Here is a 19984-nt window from a genome sequence, read left to right as displayed (position 1 = left end):
GCAATTATGAGCTATTTAGACAATATTTTATTTGCCATTCTTTTGGTAATTGGTTTTGGTTATTTTTATACTAACGTAAAAAAAATAATTAGAAATATAAACCTTGGAACTGATTTAAATCGTTCAGATAATTCCAAAGCAAGATGGACTAATATGTCCATGATAGCTCTTGGTCAATCTAAAATGGTGAAAAGACCTATTGCTGGAGCATTGCATATTATAGTCTATGTAGGTTTTGTAATTATAAACATAGAATTACTAGAAATTATTATTGACGGACTTTTTGGGACGCATCGTGTTTTTGCTTTTTTAGGAACTACGTATGATGTATTGATTGCTTCTTTCGAAATTTTGGCCCTTTTAGTTTTAGTTGCAGTTGTTTCTTTTTGGATAAGAAGAAATATCATCAAACTAAAACGATTTGCTAATCCAGATTTGAACGGAGCACCTAAAAACGATGCTAATTATATCTTGTATTTTGAAGTAGTTTTAATGACATTGTTTTTATTAATGAATGCTTCTGATTTGCATTTACAGAATGTGCCTGGAGGTTTTTCTCATTTTATTAAAGCAGGTTCATTTCCAATAAGTCAATTTATTGAACCATTATTTAATGGAATGTCTAATGAATTAGTGATGCTTCTTTCCGAAATATTCTGGTGGTTGCATATTACTGGGATTTTGATTTTCATGAACTATCTTTATTTTTCTAAGCATCTACACATTTTGTTGGCGTTTCCAAATACGTATTTTGCGAATCTAAATCCTCAAGGACAATTTGATAATTTAGAGTCTGTTACTAAGGAAGTAAAACTAATGATGGATCCTAATGCTGATCCATTTGCAGCACCTCCAGTGGATGAAAATGCGGTTCCAGGTAAATTTGGAGCCAGTGATGTTCAGGATTTAAATTGGGTTCAGTTATTGAATGCTTATACGTGTACTGAATGTGGTCGTTGTACTTCATCTTGTCCTGCGAATATAACAGGGAAAAAATTGTCTCCACGTAAAATCATGATGGATACCAGAGATCGAATGGAAGAAGTAGGAAGAAATATTGATGCCAATAAAGGTGTTTTTATTCCGGATAACAAAACATTATTGAACGATTATATTACACCGGAAGAGCTTTGGGCTTGTACATCTTGTAATGCTTGTGTTGAGGAATGTCCTGTAAATATTAGTCCGCTTTCAATTATCATGGATATGAGACGCTATTTAGTAATGGAACAAAGTGCTGCACCAATGCCAATTAATGCTATGATGACTAATATAGAGAATAACGGTGCGCCATGGCAATACAATCAGCAAGATCGATTGAATTGGAAGAATGAATAATTATTTAATTGGTTATTTGTTTAAGTTTTATTTAATAAAATGAAATAACAAATTTCCGCTTACTCGAATAATCAAATCAACGAATAACCGAATCAACAAAATAGTATGTCAGAGAATTTAATAGTGCCAACTATGGCCGAAATGTTAGCTCAAGGGAAACAACCAGAAGTTTTATTTTGGGTGGGTTGTGCTGGAAGTTTTGACGATAGAGCAAAGAAAATAACGAAGGCATTTGTTCGAATTTTAAATCGTGCCAATGTTTCTTTTGCCGTATTAGGTACTGAAGAAAGTTGTACTGGTGATCCTGCAAAAAGAGCCGGAAATGAGTTTTTGTTTCAAATGCAAGCCATGATGAATATCGAGGTTTTGAATGCATACGAAGCAAAAAAAATTGTTACTGCTTGTCCACATTGTTTTAATACGCTAAAAAACGAATATCCGGAATTAGGCGGAAAATATGAAGTTGTTCATCATACTGAGTTTTTGAAATCGTTGTTAGACGACGGAAGATTAACCATTGAAGGAGGACAATTTAAAGGAAAACGAATTACTTTTCATGACCCTTGCTATTTAGGAAGAGCCAATAATGTGTATGAAGCGCCAAGAGATTTGATTCTTAAATTGGATGCTGAATTAGTAGAAATGAAGCGTTCCAAAGCCAACGGTTTATGTTGTGGTGCCGGTGGTGCCCAAATGTTTAAAGATGCAGAACCTGGAAACAAGGAAGTGAATATCGAAAGAACTGAAGATGCATTAGAAACAAAACCAGAAATAATTGCTGCGGGTTGTCCTTTTTGTAACACCATGATGACTGATGGTATTAAAAACAAAGAAAAGGAAGGCGAAGTAAAAGTAATGGATATTGCGGAATTGATTGCTAACGCACAAGATTTATAAATCAATTAAAAATTACGAACTTTGATTTTCTAAATCAAAATTCATAACTCATAACTCATAATTAAGATGTTTGTTCCATTTGAAAATTTACCCGAAGAATCTAAAATCTGGATTTATCAATCAAACAGAAAATTTTCGGATGCCGAGTTTTCTGAAATAGAAATTGCCTTGCAATCCTTTCTTGAAGGTTGGGCAGCTCACGGTACCAGTTTAGAATCATCGTATCAATTAAAATACAACCGATTTATCATTATTGCCGTAAATCAGGATGTACAAGCAGCAACGGGTTGTTCTATCGATTCTTCTGTAGAATTTATTCAAAGTTTAGAACAAAAATATACTGTTGATTTATTGGATAAAATGAATGTCACTTTCAAACTTGGAGAGCATATTGCCCACAAGCCTTTGATTGATTTCAAGAAAATGGTAAAAGACAAAGCTGTTACTGAAAACACTATAGTTTTCAATAATTTAGTTAATAATATAGAAGAATATAATGAATCTTGGGAAGTTCCGGCCATCGATAGCTGGCATAGTCGCTTTTTTTAAACAAAACAGTTCAATGAGAAAAATAGGCATCAAAATTGTTTTATTTTATGTCTTAATTTTCTTTGTAGCTTCAAGTTGTGTTGGGACAAAAATTAATAAGAATAAAGTAATTGTAACCAACGTTCCGTCCAAAACAGAAAATTTGGACAGCATAGCTGCAAGTAATACTTCCACGCTTTTTGAATTATCTTCCGAAGGGAATAAATGGGTTGATAGTGTTTACAATACAATGCCTTTAGAGGAAAAATTTGGGCAATTATTTATGGTTGCCGCTTATTCTAATAAAGATACCGTACACTTCAACGCTATTGATAAACTGATACAGGAAAGCAAAATAGGAGGATTGATTTTCTTTCAAGGCGGTCCTGTTCGTCAAGTTAAATTAACCAACCGTTTTCAATCGAAGTCAAAAATCCCTTTGTTTATTGGTAGTGATGCCGAATGGGGATTGAGTATGCGTCTTGATTCTACGTATCGGTATCCTTGGAATATGACACTTGGAGCCATCCAAGACATGAAATTATTGGAGAAAGTTGGTGTTAAAATGGGAGAACAAAGCAAGCGATTGGGTTTGCAATTTAACTTTGCTCCAGTTCTCGATATCAACACGAATCCCAGAAATCCTATTATAGGTTTTCGCTCTTTTGGCGAAGATAAATTCAAAGTTACTGAACGTGCCATTGCTTTAATGAAAGGTGTTCAGAGTCAAGGAATTTTTTCTACCGGAAAGCATTTTCCAGGTCATGGCGATACTGAAACAGATTCTCATAAAGGCTTACCAACTATTAATTTTTCTAAAGAAAGATTATCGGACGTTGAGTTTTATCCCTATAAAAAAATGTTTCATGAAGGACTTTCTTCTGTTATGGTGGCGCATTTAAACGTTCCCAGTTTAGAATCAAGACCGAATTATCCTTCTTCGATTTCTTATAATGTAGTAACTGATATTCTTCAAAAAGAATTGGGATTCAAAGGGCTTATTTTTACTGATGCTTTGAATATGAAAAGTGTAAGTAACTTTAAATTACCAAGCGAAATCAACTTTGAAGCTTTTATGGCTGGAAATGATGTATTGTTATTTCCTGAAGATGTTCCCGCTGCTATTGAGAAATTTAAGCTAGCGTATTCCCTAAATTTATTTACTGATGAACGATTGGCTTTTTCTGTAAAGAAAATTCTAAAGTTTAAATACAAAGCCGGCTTGAATAGTTTCAAACCCATTGCAACAGATAATTTATACAACGATTTAAATTCATCCGAAAATGATGCTTTACAATATGAGTTGTATGAAAATGCAATTACTATTCTAAAAAATACAGCAGCAGTTTTACCAATTAAAAATTTGGACAAACAAAAAATAGCCTATGTAAAAATAGGAGATGACAGTAATGATGCTTTTGTTTCGACTTTGAAAAAATACGCTGAAGTAACTGTAGTTGCAGATGCTAATTTGGACAGTTTACAAGTGAAATTGCAACCGTTTACAACTGTAATCATTGGATATCACAAATCAGATGTAGCTTTTAGAAACGATGATTTAAAATCTAATGAATTGTTTAAGATCAATTTTTTAGCTAAAAACAATAATGTAATTCTGGATGTTTTTGCAAAACCATACTCGTTATTACCCATTACAAATTTTGATGATTTCGAAGGATTGGTTGTTTCCTATCAAAACAGTGCGATTGCTCAAATAGTTTCTGCAGAACTAATTTTTGGAGCTATTGAAGCCAAAGGAAAATTACCGGTTTCTATCAATACAAGCTTTAAAATAAATGATGGTTTAGCAACTGAAAAGTTAAATCGCTTAGGATTTACAACTCCTGAAAATGTGGGAATGAATACTGAAATTTTATCAAAAATTGATGCCATTGCCAATAAAGCGATTAATGGCAGAATGACGCCTGGAATTCAAGTTTTGGTAGCCAGAAAAGGAAAAGTTATTTATCAAAAATCATTCGGACACCATACTTATGATAAAACGATTAAAGTTCAAGATTCAGATATTTATGATGTTGCATCGTTGACAAAAATTCTGGCTACGTTGCCCAATGTGATGTTGCAATACGATCAGCAAAAAATAAATCTGGAAACTACATTAGGAACAATGTCTCCCATTTTTAAAGATTCCAATAAAGCGAATATTAATTTTAAGGATTTATTGTCTCATTACGCAGGACTTGCCGCAGGAATTCCATTTTATAAAGCAACAATGGATAAGTCAAAATTTCCTTCGGAAATTTATTTTAGAAAAGTATCCGAAGAACAGTTTTCTAAACGATTGGCAGATAGTCTTTTTATAAGAAATAATTTTAGTGACACCATTATGAAAATGATTGTTAATAGTAAGCTCTCATTGAAAAAAGAATACAAATACAGCGATCTTACTTTTATGATTTTGAAGGATTATTTAGAAAAAACAACGGGTAAAACACTAGATGTTTTAATTCAAGAGAATTTTTATCGTTCACTCGGAATGAATAATTCCAGTTTTAATCCATTGGCTAAGTTTGATAAAAACAGAATTCCACCAACAGAAACAGATACGTATTTCCGTCATCAGCTTTTACAAGGATATGTTAATGATTTGTCATCAGCTTTAGAAGGCGGAGTTTCCGGTCACGCAGGTGTTTTTTCGAATGCAATGGATGTGGCTAAAATAATGGAGCTTTATCTGCAAAAAGGGAATTATGGCAATCAGCAGTATTTTTCTGAAAAGACATTTGAAGATTTTAATACCTGTTATTTTTGTGCGGCAGGAAATAGGAGAGGCGTTGGTTTTGATAAACCACAATTGGGTACTGAAGGACCTACGTGTGGTTGTGCTTCGATGACCAGTTTTGGCCATACTGGTTACACAGGAACGATGGCTTGGGCTGATCCCGAAACGCAAATTGTCTATGTATTTTTATCCAACAGAACTTTTCCAATTGCAGCTGAAAACAGATTATCCAAAGAAAATATTCGGGAAGATATCCAAAAGGTGATTTATGAAGCGATTATAAACTAAGCTAACTTTGACGGAATAATAAAATGGTCCAAATGAAATTATAGACAATTTCATTTGGACTATTTTTTGTTAAAATGATTTTATAAGAAGTATTTAGTTACAAATTTCACCTTGTATTATAGTATATTTGAGATAAAAACAGCTTAATGAGAAATAGGAGTACCGTTTTTACAAGAGTTAATTTAATTGTATTGCTTTTTTGCATGACTTTTGTAAATGCTCAAAATAGTGATATAAATATTCTACGGGATATCAATGTTCATAGAAATAAGAATTTAGATCCTACTTTTAAATTAGTAACAAATAGTGCGGTTCCAATCAGTGTTGCAACTCCCATTATTCTATATTCTGTTGCTTTAATAAAGAAAGACAGTACCATCAAGAAACAAGCAATTTTTATAGGAGAAGTATTCTTAGTAAATGCATTTATTACCACAGCATTGAAACATACTATAAAAAGAGACAGACCATTTGAAACCTATCCGGATATCGATCAAGCAACATCGTCTGTAGGCAATTCATTTCCTTCGGGACATACTTCTTTAGCTTTTGCGACAGCAACATCACTCAGTTTGGCTTATCCCAAATGGTATATTATTGCCCCATCATTTGTTTGGGCAGGTGCAGTGGGATATTCTCGAATGCATTTAGGGGTTCATTATCCCAGCGATGTATTTGCAGGAGCAATTATTGGCAGCGGTTCAGCATATTTAAGCTATAAAATGAATAAATGGATTAATAAAAAAAGATCTAAAAAGGACAAGTAGTGTATGTAACAATGCAATTATTGTTTGAAAGAGAACAGAATTCAAGTCTAAAATAGTTAATTGTAAATAAATAATTGTCAGGCTATTATTACTAGTAATTTTATGTGCTGTATCAAAAGATAAGACATTAAATTCAACTAACTTTACAGTAATAGTAGTGCTTTTGATTATTAGTACTTTCTTTTTCTTAAAAATAAATTAGCTAAAATGACACACAAACATGATACGGTTCATAAACAAGCTTGCTGTGCTTTAGAAGAAAAAAAAGCCAATAAAGCAGAGGAAGATGCAGGATGTTGTTCTTCTCACAGTGAATCAGAAAATCACGATGAGGAAGATCACAATCATTCTAATGGAAGCGAAAGTACTTTCAGAATGTTTTTACCTTCCATAATTAGTTTTATAGGATTGCTGATTGCTTTATTGTTTGATAATTACGTTCCACAATCTTGGTTTACTGGTTGGATTCGAATCGTTTGGTATGTTATAGCTTATATTCCGGTAGGTTTTCCAGTGTTGAAAGAAGCTTATGAAAGCATCCGCAAAGGAGCTGTTTTTTCTGAATTTTTTTTAATGGGAATTGCTACATTGGGTGCGTTTGGAATTGGTCAATATGCCGAAGGTGTGGCTGTAATGCTATTTTACGCAATAGGTGAATTATTCCAGATGTTAGCCGTAAGAAGAGCAAAATCGAATATAAAATCATTATTAGACCAAAGACCTGATGTTGCAAATGTAATTGAAGGAGTGAATATTTTTTCCAAAAAAGCTTCGGAAGTAACTATTGGAGAAATTATAGAATTAAAACCCGGTGAGAAATTAGCTTTAGACGGAAAACTACTTTCTGATTACGCCACTTTCAATACAGCAGCATTAACAGGAGAAAGTAAGCCTGATACCAAATCAAAAGGAGAAACAATCTTGGCAGGAATGATCAATTTAAATACTATTTCTCAAGTAGAAGTCACTACAGCTTTCACGGATAGTAAATTATCGAAAATTCTGGAAATGGTTCAGGAAGCCTCTGCAAAAAAAGCGCCAACCGAATTGTTTATTAGGAAATTTGCTAAAATTTATACACCGATTGTGGTTTATCTCGCAATAGCAATTTGTGTGCTACCAATGGTATTTATAGACAATTATATTTTTAAGGATTGGTTGTATAGAGCATTAGTTTTTTTGGTAATTTCTTGTCCTTGCGCATTGGTAATTTCTATTCCGTTAGGATATTTTGGGGGAATTGGCGCAGCAAGTAAAAACGGAATTTTATTCAAAGGGTCCACTTTTTTGGATATAATAGCATCAGTCAAAGTAGTCGTTTTTGATAAAACAGGAACATTGACTAAAGGGGTTTTCAAAGTTCAAAAAGTAGTGGCTGTTGGGATTTCAGAAACTGATTTGGTAAAATATACAGCCGCAATTGAAACTAAATCCACACATCCCGTGGGTTCGGCAATTATAGAATTTGCCAAAGACCATACAAAAGCTACTATTGTAACTGAAGTAAAGGAAATTGCAGGATTGGGATTAAAAGGATTTGTGGATGGAAAAGAGATTTTAGTAGGAAATGCTAAGTTGATGCAAAATTACAATGTCGCTTATGACACTGAAATTGATACTATTCCATTTACAATTATACTTGTTGCTGTCAATCAAAAATATGCAGGTTATTTTATTATTGCTGATGAACTTAAAGAAGATGCAAAAGAGGCAATTCAGAGCTTACACAAATTAAATGTAGAGACCATTATGCTTTCTGGCGATAATCAATCAATAGTTTCTGTTGTTGCCAAAGAGTTGAATATTGATCAGGCTTTTGGAAATTTATTGCCTGAAAACAAAGTTGAAAAATTAGAAGCTTTATTGAAGCAAAATATAAGCGTTGCATTTGTTGGTGACGGAGTAAATGATGCTCCGGTAATTGCTTTGGCAAATGTAGGAATCGCAATGGGAGGTTTAGGAAGTGACGCAACTATTGAAACTGCCGATGTAGTAATTCAAAATGATCAACCCACAAAGATTTTTACAGCAATTAATATTGGAAAAAAGACAAAACAAATCGTTTGGCAAAACATTTTTTTAGCCTTTACAGTTAAATTGATTGTGTTGGTAATGGGAGCAGGAGGATTAGCTACGATGTGGGAAGCTGTTTTTGCTGATGTTGGCGTCGCATTGTTAGCGATTTTAAATGCCGTAAGGATCCAGCGTATTAAGTTTTAAGCTTGGAAGGATTTAACTTAAATTTCCATAAAACACATTCCTATTTTTATTAATTTCGTTTCATTAAAATATATAGATGAAAATTGCAATAGTTTGTTATCCTACCTTTGGAGGAAGTGGTGTTGTCGCTACAGAATTAGGTCTTGAATTGGCAAGACGTGGTCACGAAATTCATTTTATAACGTACAGTCAACCCGTACGTTTGGCGCTTTTAAATCCAAATGTGCATTACCACGAAGTGAATGTTCCGGAATATCCGTTATTTCATTATCAACCCTACGAATTAGCTTTGTCAAGCAAATTAGTCGATATGGTGAAGCTCTATAAAATCGAATTACTGCACGTACATTATGCTATTCCACATGCTTATGCGGGTTATATGGCTAAACAAATGCTGAAAGATGAAGGAATTAATATCCCAATGGTGACTACACTTCACGGAACTGATATTACATTAGTTGGGAATCATCCATTTTATAAACCAGCTGTAACTTTCAGTATCAATAAATCTGATTTTGTTACTTCGGTTTCCCAAAGTTTGAAAGACGACACGCTTAAATTATTTAATATAAAAAATGAAATCGAGGTTATTCCAAACTTTATAGAATTGGATAAAAATATAAACGACCCAAGCGTTCCTTGTCAGCGTTCGGTAATGGCTAAGGAAAATGAAAGAATTATAACGCACATCAGTAATTTTAGAAAAGTAAAAAGAATTCCTGATGTGATTAAAATTTTCTATAATATTCAAAAAGAGATTCCGGCTAAATTGATGATGGTAGGAGATGGCCCTGAAAAAGAGAAAGCTGAATATTTGTGTCAGGAATTAGGTATTGTCGACAAGGTAATATTTTTTGGAAACAGCAATGAAATCGACAAAATTTTATGTTTGACCGACTTATTTTTACTTCCATCCGAAACTGAAAGCTTTGGTTTGGCAGCTCTTGAGGCAATGGCGTGTAGGGTCCCTGTTATTTCCAGTAATTCTGGAGGTTTATCAGAGGTAAATTTTGACGGTATTTCGGGGTATTTGAGTGATGTAGGTAATACTGATGAAATGGCTCAGAATGCGTTAAAAATTTTAAAAGACGATGCAACTCTTTCTAAATTTAAAGAAAATGCACTATCAGTTGCAAAGAGGTTTGACATTAAATACATTTTGCCTTTGTATGAAAAGTTATATCAAAAAGCAATAAATAAATATCTATAAGGTTACTTATTAAAATGAGTTCTTAATTTAATCTATAAAAAAATAAGATGAAAAAATTACCGCTGTTATTTTTGGGTATATTATTAGTTTCCTGTGGAGCTTCTACTAAAACAGGTACTGATAAAAGACCATTGTTTGAGGTCTTGACCCAACAAACTGATGGAGGGGCAAGCATTCGTTTTTTTGAGATTCTTTCGGAGCCAAATGAAATTCGAATGTTGCAAAATGACGAAAATCTAAAAGATAAAATTAGTCCAAATGATATTCAGACTTCCAATTTTATTGTTTTAAATATGGGCGAAAAAACATCTGGAGGCTATTCTATCGGAATTGATACTGCAGTTGAAACAGATAACAATATTATAGTTACTGTAAAAGAAACTAATCCTGAACCAGATGGAATGGTTACTCAGGCTTTTACAAATCCTTTTTGTGTGGTTAAGATAAATTCTAAAAAAGAAATCATTATTAAATAAAAAAAATGCCACTATTTCTAGTGGCATTTTTAAATATATTTATTTGCTAAATATTAGAATTGGTATCTAAGTCCTAGTGCAATATCAGAACCGTAATTGTTTTCGTAATATCCATTTCCTCCAAACTCAGGTCTGAAATCTAATGAAATTAACAAAGGAATGTCAAAATTGTATTCAATACCAATATCTCCAGCAGCAAATACAAACGTTTCATTAAATGAATTGTTGTCATTGTCATCGTAATTGTAGCTTCCTACACCACCACCTACACCAGCATACCAGTTGAAACCACCATCAATGTTCCATACCCATTGGTATAAAGCTGCTAATTTTACTGCATTGTCATCATAACCATTATTGTTATAGTTACTTCTGTTTCTCCAACCTAAATCAAGTTCAAGTCTATTGTTGCTTCCTAATGCTCTTTGGTAAGAAAGTTCTCCACCAAAACCATTATTACCACCTAAACGTAATCCCAATGCGTTTTTCGAAATGTCTTGTGCTTGTGCTGTAAATGCTAATCCAATTAACATTATTGCTGATAAAATAATTTTTTTCATAAGTAAGTTTTTGTTTATACAAAAGTAGAGTTTAGTTAGATATGAAAGTTTATAAAATTTTACAGAAAAGTTATATAATTTACACTTTTCGAAATTTTTAAGATTTAAATAACAGTATTTAAATTAAAAAATCTTGTCTGGAAAAATTAATGTAGCAACCAATTTATTGTTCAATATTTAGTTACCATTTTAAATTAACTTATTGTTTTTTAGCGTAGTAGGTTTGGGAATCATGGAGCAATTTTCATTACTTTTTGTTGTATTTCAATGTGGTTGAGTTTTCAACCTAATTTACATATGTCTCGAGATATACTTTTATATAAAGATTAATTTGGCTTTTCTTTTTCAATAGATTTTAATTTGAGTTTAACAAAGTAATATAAGAACTGCTAGATTATAAGGTAAAAAAAGATATTTAATGTCAATACAAGGCCAATAAATTCGCAATTTTTTAAACTTTATCCTGAAATGTCGGGATAAAGTTTTAAACTTTAAACTAAAATAGTACTTTTGTTCAAAACTTAATATAATGGCAGGAAATAGCTACGGAACACTATTTAGAATAACAACTTTTGGAGAATCACACGGAGAAGCTTTAGGCGGAATAATTGATGGTTGTCCTTCAGGAATAGCAATAGATCTAGAAGCAATTCAATTAGAAATGTCAAGAAGAAAACCAGGTCAATCGGCTATTGTTACCCAAAGAAAAGAACCGGATGATGTACAATTTCTCTCTGGAATTTTTGAAGGCAAAACTACCGGAACACCAATAGGATTCATAATTCCTAATACCAATCAAAAATCAGATGATTATTCCCATATAAAAGATAATTACAGACCGAGTCATGCGGATTATGTATATGAGAAGAAATACGGAGTGCGTGATTATCGCGGTGGTGGACGAAGCTCCGCTCGTGAAACTGCTAGTAGAGTAGTGGCGGGAGCTATTGCAAAACAAATGTTACCAGAAATTAAAATCAATGCTTACGTTTCTTCTGTTGGTCCTATTTTTTTAGAAAAACCATACCAAGAATTAGATTTCTCTAAAACGGAAAGCAACCCCGTTCGCTGTCCTGATGAAGCATCAGCTATAATCATGGAGGAATATATTCGTGATATTCGCAAACAAGGCGATACCGTGGGAGGAACCGTAACTTGCGTGATTCAAAATGTGCCCATTGGTTTAGGAGAACCTGTTTTTGACAAACTTCATGCTGAACTTGGTAAAGCAATGCTTTCTATAAATGCCGTAAAAGGATTTGAATTTGGAAGCGGTTTTTGTGGAGCCAAAATGAAAGGAAGCGAACACAATGATTTATACAACCCTGATGGAACAACTAAAACCAATCTTTCAGGTGGGATACAGGGCGGAATAAGTAACGGAATGGATATCTATTTCCGTGTGGCTTTCAAACCAGTGGCAACCATTATGCAAAAACAAGAATCACTGGACAATAAAGGAAATATCACTGAAATGACAGGAAAAGGGCGTCATGATCCTTGCGTGGTTCCCCGTGCAGTTCCTATTGTAGAGGCTATGGCGGCAATTGTACTGGCTGATTTTTATTTAATCAATAAAACCTATATAAAATAGAATCGCATACTCAGTATTTTGACGAGCTAAATCCTGAGCCATAACCTTGAAATTAATATGCTAATTTAATGACTACAACCACAACAAAGAAACCATCATTTTTCTCAGGCCTTACAGGGCAAATTCTAATAGCAATGTTCTTAGGTGCTGTTTTAGGAATTATTATCCATAATTCAATTTCAGCAGAAGCTGCCCAATCCTTTAGCGGTAAAATAAAAATGCTGGCTACGGTTTTCATCCGATTGGTTCAAATGATAATTTCTCCATTAGTATTTACAACTCTAGTTGTTGGAATAGCTAAATTAGGAGATATCAAAGCGGTAGGTAGAATAGGTGGTAAAGCATTAGCTTGGTTTTTTACAGCCTCATTTATATCCTTGTTATTGGGGATGTTTTTTGTAAACATACTTGAGCCAGGTGTTGGACTTAATTTGACAAATGTTGATTTAGCTGCTGCATCAGAAGTGACCGCAAAAACTCAAAGCATATCTTTCGAAAACTTTATAGAACACATTGTGCCAAAAAGTATTTTTGAGGCAATGGCAACAAATGAAATTTTACAAATTGTTATTTTTTCTATTTTCTTCGGCTTAGCGGCAGCAGCTTTAGGGGACTACGTGAAACCAGTTGTAAATGCTTTAGACAAAACTTCCCATATTGTTTTAAAAATGGTGAACTATGTAATGAAATTTGCCCCAATAGGTGTTTTTGGAGCCATTGCGGGTGTATTTGCAGTAAGGGACTTTCAGGAATTAGCAATCACATACTTTAAATTTTTTGGCTCTTTCTTAATTGGAATTTCATCAATTTGGGTTGTGTTAATCCTTATTGGGTATATTTTTCTTAAAAACAGAATGACAGTTTTACTTAAAAGAATTGTAGGTCCTATAATCATTGCTTTTGGAACAACGAGTAGCGAAGCCGTTTTTCCTAAGCTTACAGAAGAATTGGAACGTTTTGGAGTAAAAGATAGGATTGTTTCTTTCATGTTACCACTGGGTTATTCTTTTAATCTGGATGGGAGTATGATGTATATGACTTTTGCCAGTATTTTTATTGCTCAAGCGTATGGAATTGATTTGGATTTGGGAACACAAATGACGATGCTTTTAGTTTTGATGCTAACCAGCAAAGGAATTGCAGGTGTACCAAGAGCGAGTTTAGTAGTGGTAGCTGCAACATGTGGTATGTTTGATATTCCAATTGAAGGAATCGCTTTGATTTTGCCAATAGATCATTTTTGCGATATGTTTCGTAGTGCAACTAATGTTTTAGGGAATGCATTAGCTACATCAGTTGTAGGGCAATGGGAAGTTGAAGATGAACATGAAATAGCAGCATCAGAATAAACTTAAAAATTGTATCTTATAAATATTCTAAGCCTATTTGATTTTTTCAGATAGGTTTTTTTTATTCATCTAAATAATTCATTTCAAGTTCTAACGGACAATTATATTTATACTTTTGCATTTAATTTTTTGAAATCCACATTTTACATTCCATTTCTTGGCTTTATGATATTATTAACAAATAGGGCTCTTTTCTTATTAATATATTGTATATTTGACTCAATAATAGCAACATATGTATCAAATTAGAATCGTTTTATTATTATTGGCATTAAATATTTTTAATGTTAATTGTTATTCTTTTCCTCCAACTCACTCAAAAAAAGAGATTTCAAAACTAACAAAAGAAGCATCTAAATACTTGCGTAATGCAAATTTTGAAAAGTCTTTAATAACTTCAAGACTTGCTTTGCATCATGCAATAAATGCTAAGGACGATAATCTAATAGCGAATTCTTATAATATAATTGCCTCTAATTATGAGAAATTATCAGAATATGATAAAGCCATCTTTTTTTTTAAAAAAGCCTTAATCTATGGTAATAAAACTTCTAATGATACTATAAAATCCTGGATCAATAATAATTTGGGAAATATATATTGTTTTGAAAAAAAGCAATATAAAAAAGGAATAAATTATTATAAAAACTCATTAAAATACAGTGACAAAATATCCGATTCAAGTAAAATTGTCTTGACAAAACTCAATATCACGTGGGCTTATTTTGATATTGGTCTTTTTGATGAAGGTTTTCCACATTTAAAATTTATCAATAAGTACCATAAAAAATATGGAGATGAATCATCTGTTGTAGCCTTAAATATGCTCAATGGAATGTATTATGGTTTTAAGGGGCAACATGAAAAAGCAAATGCTTCTTTTTTACTAAGTATAAAATTAGGAAATGAAGGAATTGAGAAATCAGATTTATCCTTTACTCATCACGAATATTCTAAGTATTTATTAAAAAAAGGAGATTACAAAAAAGCGTATGAGAATCTTGCTCTTTATGATAAAATATCAGAAGAGATTTTTAACAAGGAGATCCTTAAAAAGGCAAATATGGCAGGTGTTAATCTCGAGTTAGATGAATATAAAAGAGAGATTGAGAAAATTGAAATTGAGAAAGATTCACAATATGAAAGTTTGAGAAAATCTAAAATCATCGTCTTATTGTTTGTCATTATATTAGGTGTTTTATTACTGCTGCTTTATACTTTGTATAAAAATAATAATTTCAAGAAAAAAACGAATAACGAGCTTACTCTTGCCAATGACAAATTGTTCATTGCCAAAGAGAAAGCAGAGGAAGCATCAATACTAAAATCACAATTTGTCTCAACTATAACCCATGAATTAAGAACTCCTTTATATGGAGTGGTAGGAATTACTAATATGCTGTTAGACGAGCATAAAGAATTGGCAAACAGTCCCCATTTGAGTTCCCTTAAATTTTCAGCAAGGTATCTGTTATCGCTTGTTAATGATGTTCTTCAAATTAATAAAATTGAAGAAAATAGGATAATACTTGAAAATTTGACGTTCAATATATCGGATGAGATAAACATGATTAAAAACTCATTGTCATTCCTTGCCAAGAATAATAATAATTTCATCATTGTCAATATTGATCAGGCAATTCCTGAATATTTGATCGGAGATAAATTAAGACTTTCCCAAATAATTATAAATTTGGTAAGTAATGCACTAAAATTCACCAAAAATGGAGAGGTATTTATTGATGTGAATTTGGCGAAAATTAATGATAAGTCCCATTTTATCGAGTTTAAAATCAGGGACAACGGAGTAGGTATAGCAATTGAAGATCAAGATAAGATTTTTGAAAAGTTTGTTCAGGTTGGAAGAAAAGAAGTAGATTATCAAGGTACTGGTTTGGGCTTATCTATCGTAAAGCGTTTACTGGGATTATTTGGAAGTGATATTGCACTCGAAAGTGCAATAGGTATAGGAACAGAATTTACATTTACAATTGCATTTGAATTTGATCCTGAGAAAACCAATGAAATTATAAATAATATTCCAGTGGATTTGTCCTCAAACAAACAATTGAAAGTTTTAGTAGTTGAAGACAATAAGATTAACCAAATTGTTACTGAAAAAATTCTCAAAAAAAACAATTACATGTGTACTCTCGTTGATGATGGATATAAGGCTATAAAAATACTGGAAGACGAAAGTTTTGATATTATTTTAATGGACATTAATATGCCTTTGATTAATGGTTTTGAAACATCAAGAAGAATTCGATTTAAAGGGATTGAGACTCCTATTATTGCATTAACAGCGTTTGATAAGGAAGAAATTACTGAAGAAGCTATTTCAGCCGGAATAGACGATATTATAGTAAAGCCTTTTGACTCGGCTAAGTTATTTAAAATTATCAATGTTTTGATAACAAAAAATAAGAGACATGATTTAACAACGGTTTTGTAGTTTTTGATTTAAAAGATGATGGGATTAATATTTGATTTTGCATTGTTACTATTTCCTATAAACAAAATAAATGGAGTCTTAAAAGCTTCATTTATTTATTGCAAATCTATTTTAAATAAAAAGCACTTCGTTTTCTTTCGAATACATTTGCAACAATAAGAGATGTGGCGTTTTTTTATTTCCCGAAGTATCAAGAGTGATTGTTATTTCAAGTTTTGGATGAGTCAATTCGAACGCTTTATTTTGAACGTTTCTGTAATCTATTAAAGATTGATTTTTTTTTAAAAAATATTTTGACGTTTTCATAATATCACTTTTTGATGTTATTTTTAATTGTCTTCTGGTAAAAGTTGAGTAGAGAAACTAATGAGTCAAAATTAAAATCGTTAAACCAGATGCTTAAAATGGCTTAACGATTTTAATCTATTGTTTAATAGTAAGGATATATTAAAAATAAATTTTATTTGATAGCAATAGTTTTATGTGCTTTTTTCTTAGCGCCTTCTTTTTTCGCAATAACAACATGGAGGATTCCATCTTTGTAACTTGCTTCTATTTTACTTTCATCTATATATTCCGGTAGATTGAAAGATCTGAAGAAGGATTGATAACTAAATTCTTTTCGAATGTAATTATCTTTTTTTCTTGTTTCTTCTTTCTCCTCTTCTTTTTCTGAAGAAATCATAAGCATGTTGTTGTCAATTTCAACTTTGAAATCTTCTTTTTTCATACCTGGAGCAGCCAAATCTACTTCTAACTTATCTTCTGTTTCTTTTAAGTTTACAGAAGGTAAATTACTGCCAAGTGCTGTAAAATTTTTATCTGCCCAATCAAAAAGATCTCTAGATACAAAATCATCAAAAAATGTGTTCACTGACGGAAATAAGCCAGTATTAATCAAAGGGAATGAGCTGCTTCTTTTAACTAAATTTTCCATAGTTTTTATTTTTAAATGTTTATATAAGTTAGTCAAATTTAATGAAATTATTCACTTCAGAAACTGTATTTAACATATAAAACGTTGAAAACAAATCAATTAACGCTAAAATGCCTTTTTAACTAAAGTTAAAAAGGCATTTCTTACAGCGGAAAATTTAGTTTTGAAGAAGTTATTAATACCAGCGTTTCTTATTCTGTTTTGAAACCTCTGATTTTCTGGATTTATGAGCTCCACCACTTCGATTTGAATTTTTTTGCGCAGCTGCAGGGGCTGTTTCCGGACTTCCTGAATGCCAAGGATACGGATGGTCATTTACGGTTTTTACATCCACTTTTATTAGTTTTTGGATGTCTTTCCAATAGGCATGTTCGTCTTTACTGCAAAAAGAAATGGCAATTCCACCATTTCCGGCACGACCGGTTCTACCTATTCTATGAACATAGGTTTCAGGAATATTTGGTAAATCAAAATTAATGACAAACGGCAATTGATCAATGTCAATTCCTCGCGCTGCAATATCCGTAGCGACTAAAACACCAACTTCTTTATTTTTGAAAGCATCCAAAACACGTTGCCTTGCATTTTGAGATTTGTCACCATGTATTGCCTCAGCGGCAATATTATTTTTGCGCAATGCTTTTACAACATTATCTGCACCATGTTTGGTTCTGGAAAAAACCAATACATCTGATAAATTTTCATTTTTAATCAAATGATACAGTAAATTTCTTTTCTCTGTTTTTTCAACAAAATAAACGCGTTGTTCTACATTTTCTGCAGTAGAAGAAACAGGTGAAACGGTAACTGTAGCAGGATCTGTAAGGAACATTTCGGCTAATTCTCTAATAGCAATTGGCATTGTTGCAGAGAAAAATAATGTTTGTCTGTTTTTTGGCGTAAGCTTTACAATTTTCTTTACATCATTTACAAATCCCATATCAAGCATTTGATCTGCTTCGTCAAGAACTAAAGTATGCAAATGGTCTAAATCAATGAAACCCTGTTTGTGTAAATCAAGTAATCTTCCGGGAGTTGCTATCAAAATATCCACACCATTTTTTAAAGTATCGACTTGAGGGTTTTGTGAAACTCCACCAAAAATCGTCAGTTGAGTCAAGTTGGTATATTTTCCATACGTATCAAAGCTTTGTCCAATTTGGACTGCTAATTCTCTGGTTGGAGTAACTACTAAAGCACGAATTTGCTTGGCTTTTTTTGAAGAACCTACAATTCGGTGTAATTGATGTATAATTGGGATAGCAAATGCAGCTGTTTTTCCTGTTCCTGTTTGTGCACAACCTATTAAATCACGTCCCGATAATACTAGCGGGATAGATTGTTCTTGAATAGGAGTTGGGTTGGTGTAGCCTTGTTCAAATACGGCTTTTTGTATACTTTTTGAGAGCGATAAATCTTCGAATAACATATTTTTGGTATTAAATATCTTGTATTAAGTACATAAATAGTTTTGCAAAGATAGTGTTAATATTTTTGATGGCTATTTATGTGGCATTATCGAAAGAATTTCTGGAGTTTTAAAGAAGAAATTCAGCAATAAAATGGACTATTGATTATTCGATTTAATAAAATCGGTTACAAGATAGCCAATAAGTTTACCTATTAAATGATTGTTTTTTTCTTCACTTAAATCGGGTGCACCTTCACAAATGTGTAAATATGCAGCATTTTTATTTTTTGCAAAATAGGATATAAATTGACGAAGTTGTTCCACTGAGAAACCACTTAAAGTCATTGCACTGCATGCAATGTTTGGAATTGCATCTAAATCGATTTCAATTCCGAAAAAGTCGTCATTTATAAATTCTAAGGCTTGAGCCATTTCCTGGTTGAATTCTTTTTCTTTTCGGATGTTTACACTATCATAGGTATTATAGCGAACACGGTCGTCAATTTTTTTTATAATGTCCAAGACACTTTTAGAAGTATAATTTTCGTGTAAACCAAAAATGAAATATTTTTTCAAAAAGCCTTCTTCAAAAGCATATGAAAAACCGTTACCGCTGTGACGTCCTTCTAAAATTCTAAAATCAGAATGCGCATCAAAATTTATCGCATTTACAGGTTTTCCTTTGGCAAGAGCCGCACCTTTTATATTTCCATAGGCATTATTATGTCCTCCACCGATAACTATTGGTGTTTTTCCTAATTTTATAATGCTAAAAATTATATGAGAAACATCCTTGTCAATTTTCTCCACCAGTTGACTTAATTTGAAGCGATCATCAATGTCATTAAAATCTAAATGCTCCACTTCTTTCATTTCTGCAGTCACATTTAATTGTCCTAAGACAACCAATTGATTTCCTTTGCAAAAACGATTGTGCTGAATGTTAGCAATACTTTTTATAGCGCTATCCCAAGCTGATGCTGCGCCAGGTCTGCCAAAATTAGCTCTTATTCCTATATCTTCGGGTATTCCTAATAGTACATATTTAGCGTCACAAGTTTTTAGAAATGCAATTGGGTCAGCCTCTTTCGGAACTGTTATCATTTTTTCTCCAAATTTTATTTCTCCACTTCTGTGGTTTGTAATTTTTGCAAGATCATTGATAGTAAACGGGATAATTTTTTCCATTAAAAAAAATATTTTTCCCAAAA

At 32.4% G+C, this 19984-nt stretch carries 16 protein-coding genes; 11 read left to right on the top strand and 5 right to left on the bottom strand.

What is annotated here, in order from left to right; translation table 11 throughout:
- Positions 1 to 6 precede the first annotated feature (6 nt).
- The 8 genes from ACM55F_RS02245 (at position 7) to ACM55F_RS02210 (ending at position 10467) form a co-directional block, all read left to right on the top strand.
- Positions 7 to 1338 carry a 4Fe-4S dicluster domain-containing protein gene (locus ACM55F_RS02245; protein ID WP_416852084.1) on the top strand — a complete coding sequence of 444 codons (1332 nt, stop codon included), beginning with the start codon at positions 7 to 9 and terminating at the stop codon, positions 1336 to 1338.
- 105 nt (positions 1339 to 1443) lie between these two features.
- Positions 1444 to 2235 carry a (Fe-S)-binding protein gene (locus ACM55F_RS02240; protein ID WP_416852083.1) on the top strand — a complete coding sequence of 264 codons (792 nt, stop codon included), beginning with the start codon at positions 1444 to 1446 and terminating at the stop codon, positions 2233 to 2235.
- Positions 2236 to 2301: 66 nt separating this feature from the next.
- Positions 2302 to 2784 carry an ABC transporter ATPase gene (locus ACM55F_RS02235; RefSeq protein WP_091168477.1) on the top strand — a complete coding sequence of 161 codons (483 nt, stop codon included), beginning with the start codon at positions 2302 to 2304 and terminating at the stop codon, positions 2782 to 2784.
- A gap of 13 nt (positions 2785 to 2797) precedes the next feature.
- Positions 2798 to 5794 (top strand): glycoside hydrolase family 3 N-terminal domain-containing protein, encoded by a 2997-nt coding sequence (locus tag ACM55F_RS02230; protein ID WP_416852082.1) that lies wholly within the window; start codon positions 2798 to 2800, stop codon positions 5792 to 5794.
- A 146-nt stretch (positions 5795 to 5940) separates the two neighbouring features.
- Positions 5941 to 6561 (top strand): phosphatase PAP2 family protein, encoded by a 621-nt coding sequence (locus ACM55F_RS02225; protein WP_416852081.1) that lies wholly within the window; start codon positions 5941 to 5943, stop codon positions 6559 to 6561.
- Between the two features lie 207 nt (positions 6562 to 6768).
- Positions 6769 to 8781: a heavy metal translocating P-type ATPase gene (locus ACM55F_RS02220; RefSeq protein ID WP_416852080.1), complete on the top strand. Its 2013-nt coding sequence runs from the start codon at positions 6769 to 6771 to the stop codon at positions 8779 to 8781.
- Between the two features lie 76 nt (positions 8782 to 8857).
- Positions 8858 to 9991, top strand: a complete 1134-nt coding sequence (gene bshA, locus ACM55F_RS02215) for an N-acetyl-alpha-D-glucosaminyl L-malate synthase BshA (protein WP_416852079.1) — start codon at positions 8858 to 8860, stop codon at positions 9989 to 9991.
- Between the two features lie 47 nt (positions 9992 to 10038).
- Positions 10039 to 10467: a protease complex subunit PrcB family protein gene (locus tag ACM55F_RS02210; RefSeq protein WP_416852078.1), complete on the top strand. Its 429-nt coding sequence runs from the start codon at positions 10039 to 10041 to the stop codon at positions 10465 to 10467.
- 53 nt (positions 10468 to 10520) lie between these two features.
- Here the strand turns inward: ACM55F_RS02210 and ACM55F_RS02205 are convergent, their stop codons facing one another.
- On the bottom strand, positions 10521 to 11027 hold the full coding sequence (locus ACM55F_RS02205) for a hypothetical protein (RefSeq protein WP_416852077.1): 507 nt from the start codon (positions 11025 to 11027) through the stop codon (positions 10521 to 10523).
- Positions 11028 to 11556: 529 nt separating this feature from the next.
- Between ACM55F_RS02205 and aroC the strand changes: the two genes are divergently transcribed.
- The 3 genes from aroC (at position 11557) to ACM55F_RS02190 (ending at position 16425) form a co-directional block, all read left to right on the top strand.
- A complete protein-coding gene (gene aroC / locus ACM55F_RS02200) occupies positions 11557 to 12621 on the top strand; it encodes a chorismate synthase (protein WP_416852076.1) in 1065 nt (354 codons plus the stop codon).
- A gap of 68 nt (positions 12622 to 12689) precedes the next feature.
- Entirely contained in the window at positions 12690 to 13970 is a 1281-nt protein-coding gene (locus ACM55F_RS02195; protein ID WP_416852075.1) for a dicarboxylate/amino acid:cation symporter, read from the top strand.
- Positions 13971 to 14205: 235 nt separating this feature from the next.
- Positions 14206 to 16425 carry a response regulator gene (locus ACM55F_RS02190; RefSeq protein WP_416852074.1) on the top strand — a complete coding sequence of 740 codons (2220 nt, stop codon included), beginning with the start codon at positions 14206 to 14208 and terminating at the stop codon, positions 16423 to 16425.
- A gap of 111 nt (positions 16426 to 16536) precedes the next feature.
- Here ACM55F_RS02190 and ACM55F_RS02185 read toward each other — a convergent pair whose 3' ends face one another.
- The 4 genes from ACM55F_RS02185 to ACM55F_RS02170 form a co-directional block, all read right to left on the bottom strand.
- Positions 16537 to 16731, bottom strand: a complete 195-nt coding sequence (locus tag ACM55F_RS02185; RefSeq protein ID WP_416852073.1) for a hypothetical protein — start codon at positions 16729 to 16731, stop codon at positions 16537 to 16539.
- Positions 16732 to 16885: 154 nt separating this feature from the next.
- Complete coding sequence (locus ACM55F_RS02180; protein WP_416852072.1) at positions 16886 to 17362, bottom strand: Hsp20/alpha crystallin family protein; 477 nt, start codon at positions 17360 to 17362, stop codon at positions 16886 to 16888.
- Positions 17363 to 17537: 175 nt separating this feature from the next.
- A complete protein-coding gene (locus ACM55F_RS02175; RefSeq protein WP_416852071.1) occupies positions 17538 to 18791 on the bottom strand; it encodes a DEAD/DEAH box helicase in 1254 nt (417 codons plus the stop codon).
- Positions 18792 to 18929: 138 nt separating this feature from the next.
- Positions 18930 to 19961, bottom strand: coding sequence for a formimidoylglutamase (locus tag ACM55F_RS02170; RefSeq protein ID WP_416852070.1), 1032 nt, complete (start codon positions 19959 to 19961; stop codon positions 18930 to 18932).
- Positions 19962 to 19984 lie beyond the last annotated feature (23 nt).

The organism is Flavobacterium melibiosi (assembly GCF_048158545.1).
Classification (GTDB): domain Bacteria; phylum Bacteroidota; class Bacteroidia; order Flavobacteriales; family Flavobacteriaceae; genus Flavobacterium; species Flavobacterium melibiosi.
This window is presented reverse-complemented; position numbering and strand designations above follow the sequence as displayed.

What these genes read in the sequence shown, in the direction of transcription:
- ACM55F_RS02195 (WP_416852075.1), top strand. Translation starts at nt 12,690, where the DNA reads ATGACTACAACCACAACAAAGAAACCATCATTTTTCTCAGGCCTTACA.
- ACM55F_RS02225 (WP_416852081.1), top strand. Translation starts at nt 5,941, where the DNA reads ATGAGAAATAGGAGTACCGTTTTTACAAGAGTTAATTTAATTGTATTG.
- ACM55F_RS02240 (WP_416852083.1), top strand. Translation starts at nt 1,444, where the DNA reads ATGTCAGAGAATTTAATAGTGCCAACTATGGCCGAAATGTTAGCTCAA.
- aroC (WP_416852076.1), top strand. Translation starts at nt 11,557, where the DNA reads ATGGCAGGAAATAGCTACGGAACACTATTTAGAATAACAACTTTTGGA.
- ACM55F_RS02175 (WP_416852071.1), bottom strand. Translation starts at nt 18,791, where the DNA reads ATGTTATTCGAAGATTTATCGCTCTCAAAAAGTATACAAAAAGCCGTA.
- ACM55F_RS02220 (WP_416852080.1), top strand. Translation starts at nt 6,769, where the DNA reads ATGACACACAAACATGATACGGTTCATAAACAAGCTTGCTGTGCTTTA.
- ACM55F_RS02185 (WP_416852073.1), bottom strand. Translation starts at nt 16,731, where the DNA reads ATGAAAACGTCAAAATATTTTTTAAAAAAAAATCAATCTTTAATAGAT.
- ACM55F_RS02180 (WP_416852072.1), bottom strand. Translation starts at nt 17,362, where the DNA reads ATGGAAAATTTAGTTAAAAGAAGCAGCTCATTCCCTTTGATTAATACT.
- ACM55F_RS02190 (WP_416852074.1), top strand. Translation starts at nt 14,206, where the DNA reads ATGTATCAAATTAGAATCGTTTTATTATTATTGGCATTAAATATTTTT.
- bshA (WP_416852079.1), top strand. Translation starts at nt 8,858, where the DNA reads ATGAAAATTGCAATAGTTTGTTATCCTACCTTTGGAGGAAGTGGTGTT.
- ACM55F_RS02205 (WP_416852077.1), bottom strand. Translation starts at nt 11,027, where the DNA reads ATGAAAAAAATTATTTTATCAGCAATAATGTTAATTGGATTAGCATTT.
- ACM55F_RS02170 (WP_416852070.1), bottom strand. Translation starts at nt 19,961, where the DNA reads ATGGAAAAAATTATCCCGTTTACTATCAATGATCTTGCAAAAATTACA.
- ACM55F_RS02245 (WP_416852084.1), top strand. Translation starts at nt 7, where the DNA reads ATGAGCTATTTAGACAATATTTTATTTGCCATTCTTTTGGTAATTGGT.
- ACM55F_RS02230 (WP_416852082.1), top strand. Translation starts at nt 2,798, where the DNA reads ATGAGAAAAATAGGCATCAAAATTGTTTTATTTTATGTCTTAATTTTC.
- ACM55F_RS02210 (WP_416852078.1), top strand. Translation starts at nt 10,039, where the DNA reads ATGAAAAAATTACCGCTGTTATTTTTGGGTATATTATTAGTTTCCTGT.
- ACM55F_RS02235 (WP_091168477.1), top strand. Translation starts at nt 2,302, where the DNA reads ATGTTTGTTCCATTTGAAAATTTACCCGAAGAATCTAAAATCTGGATT.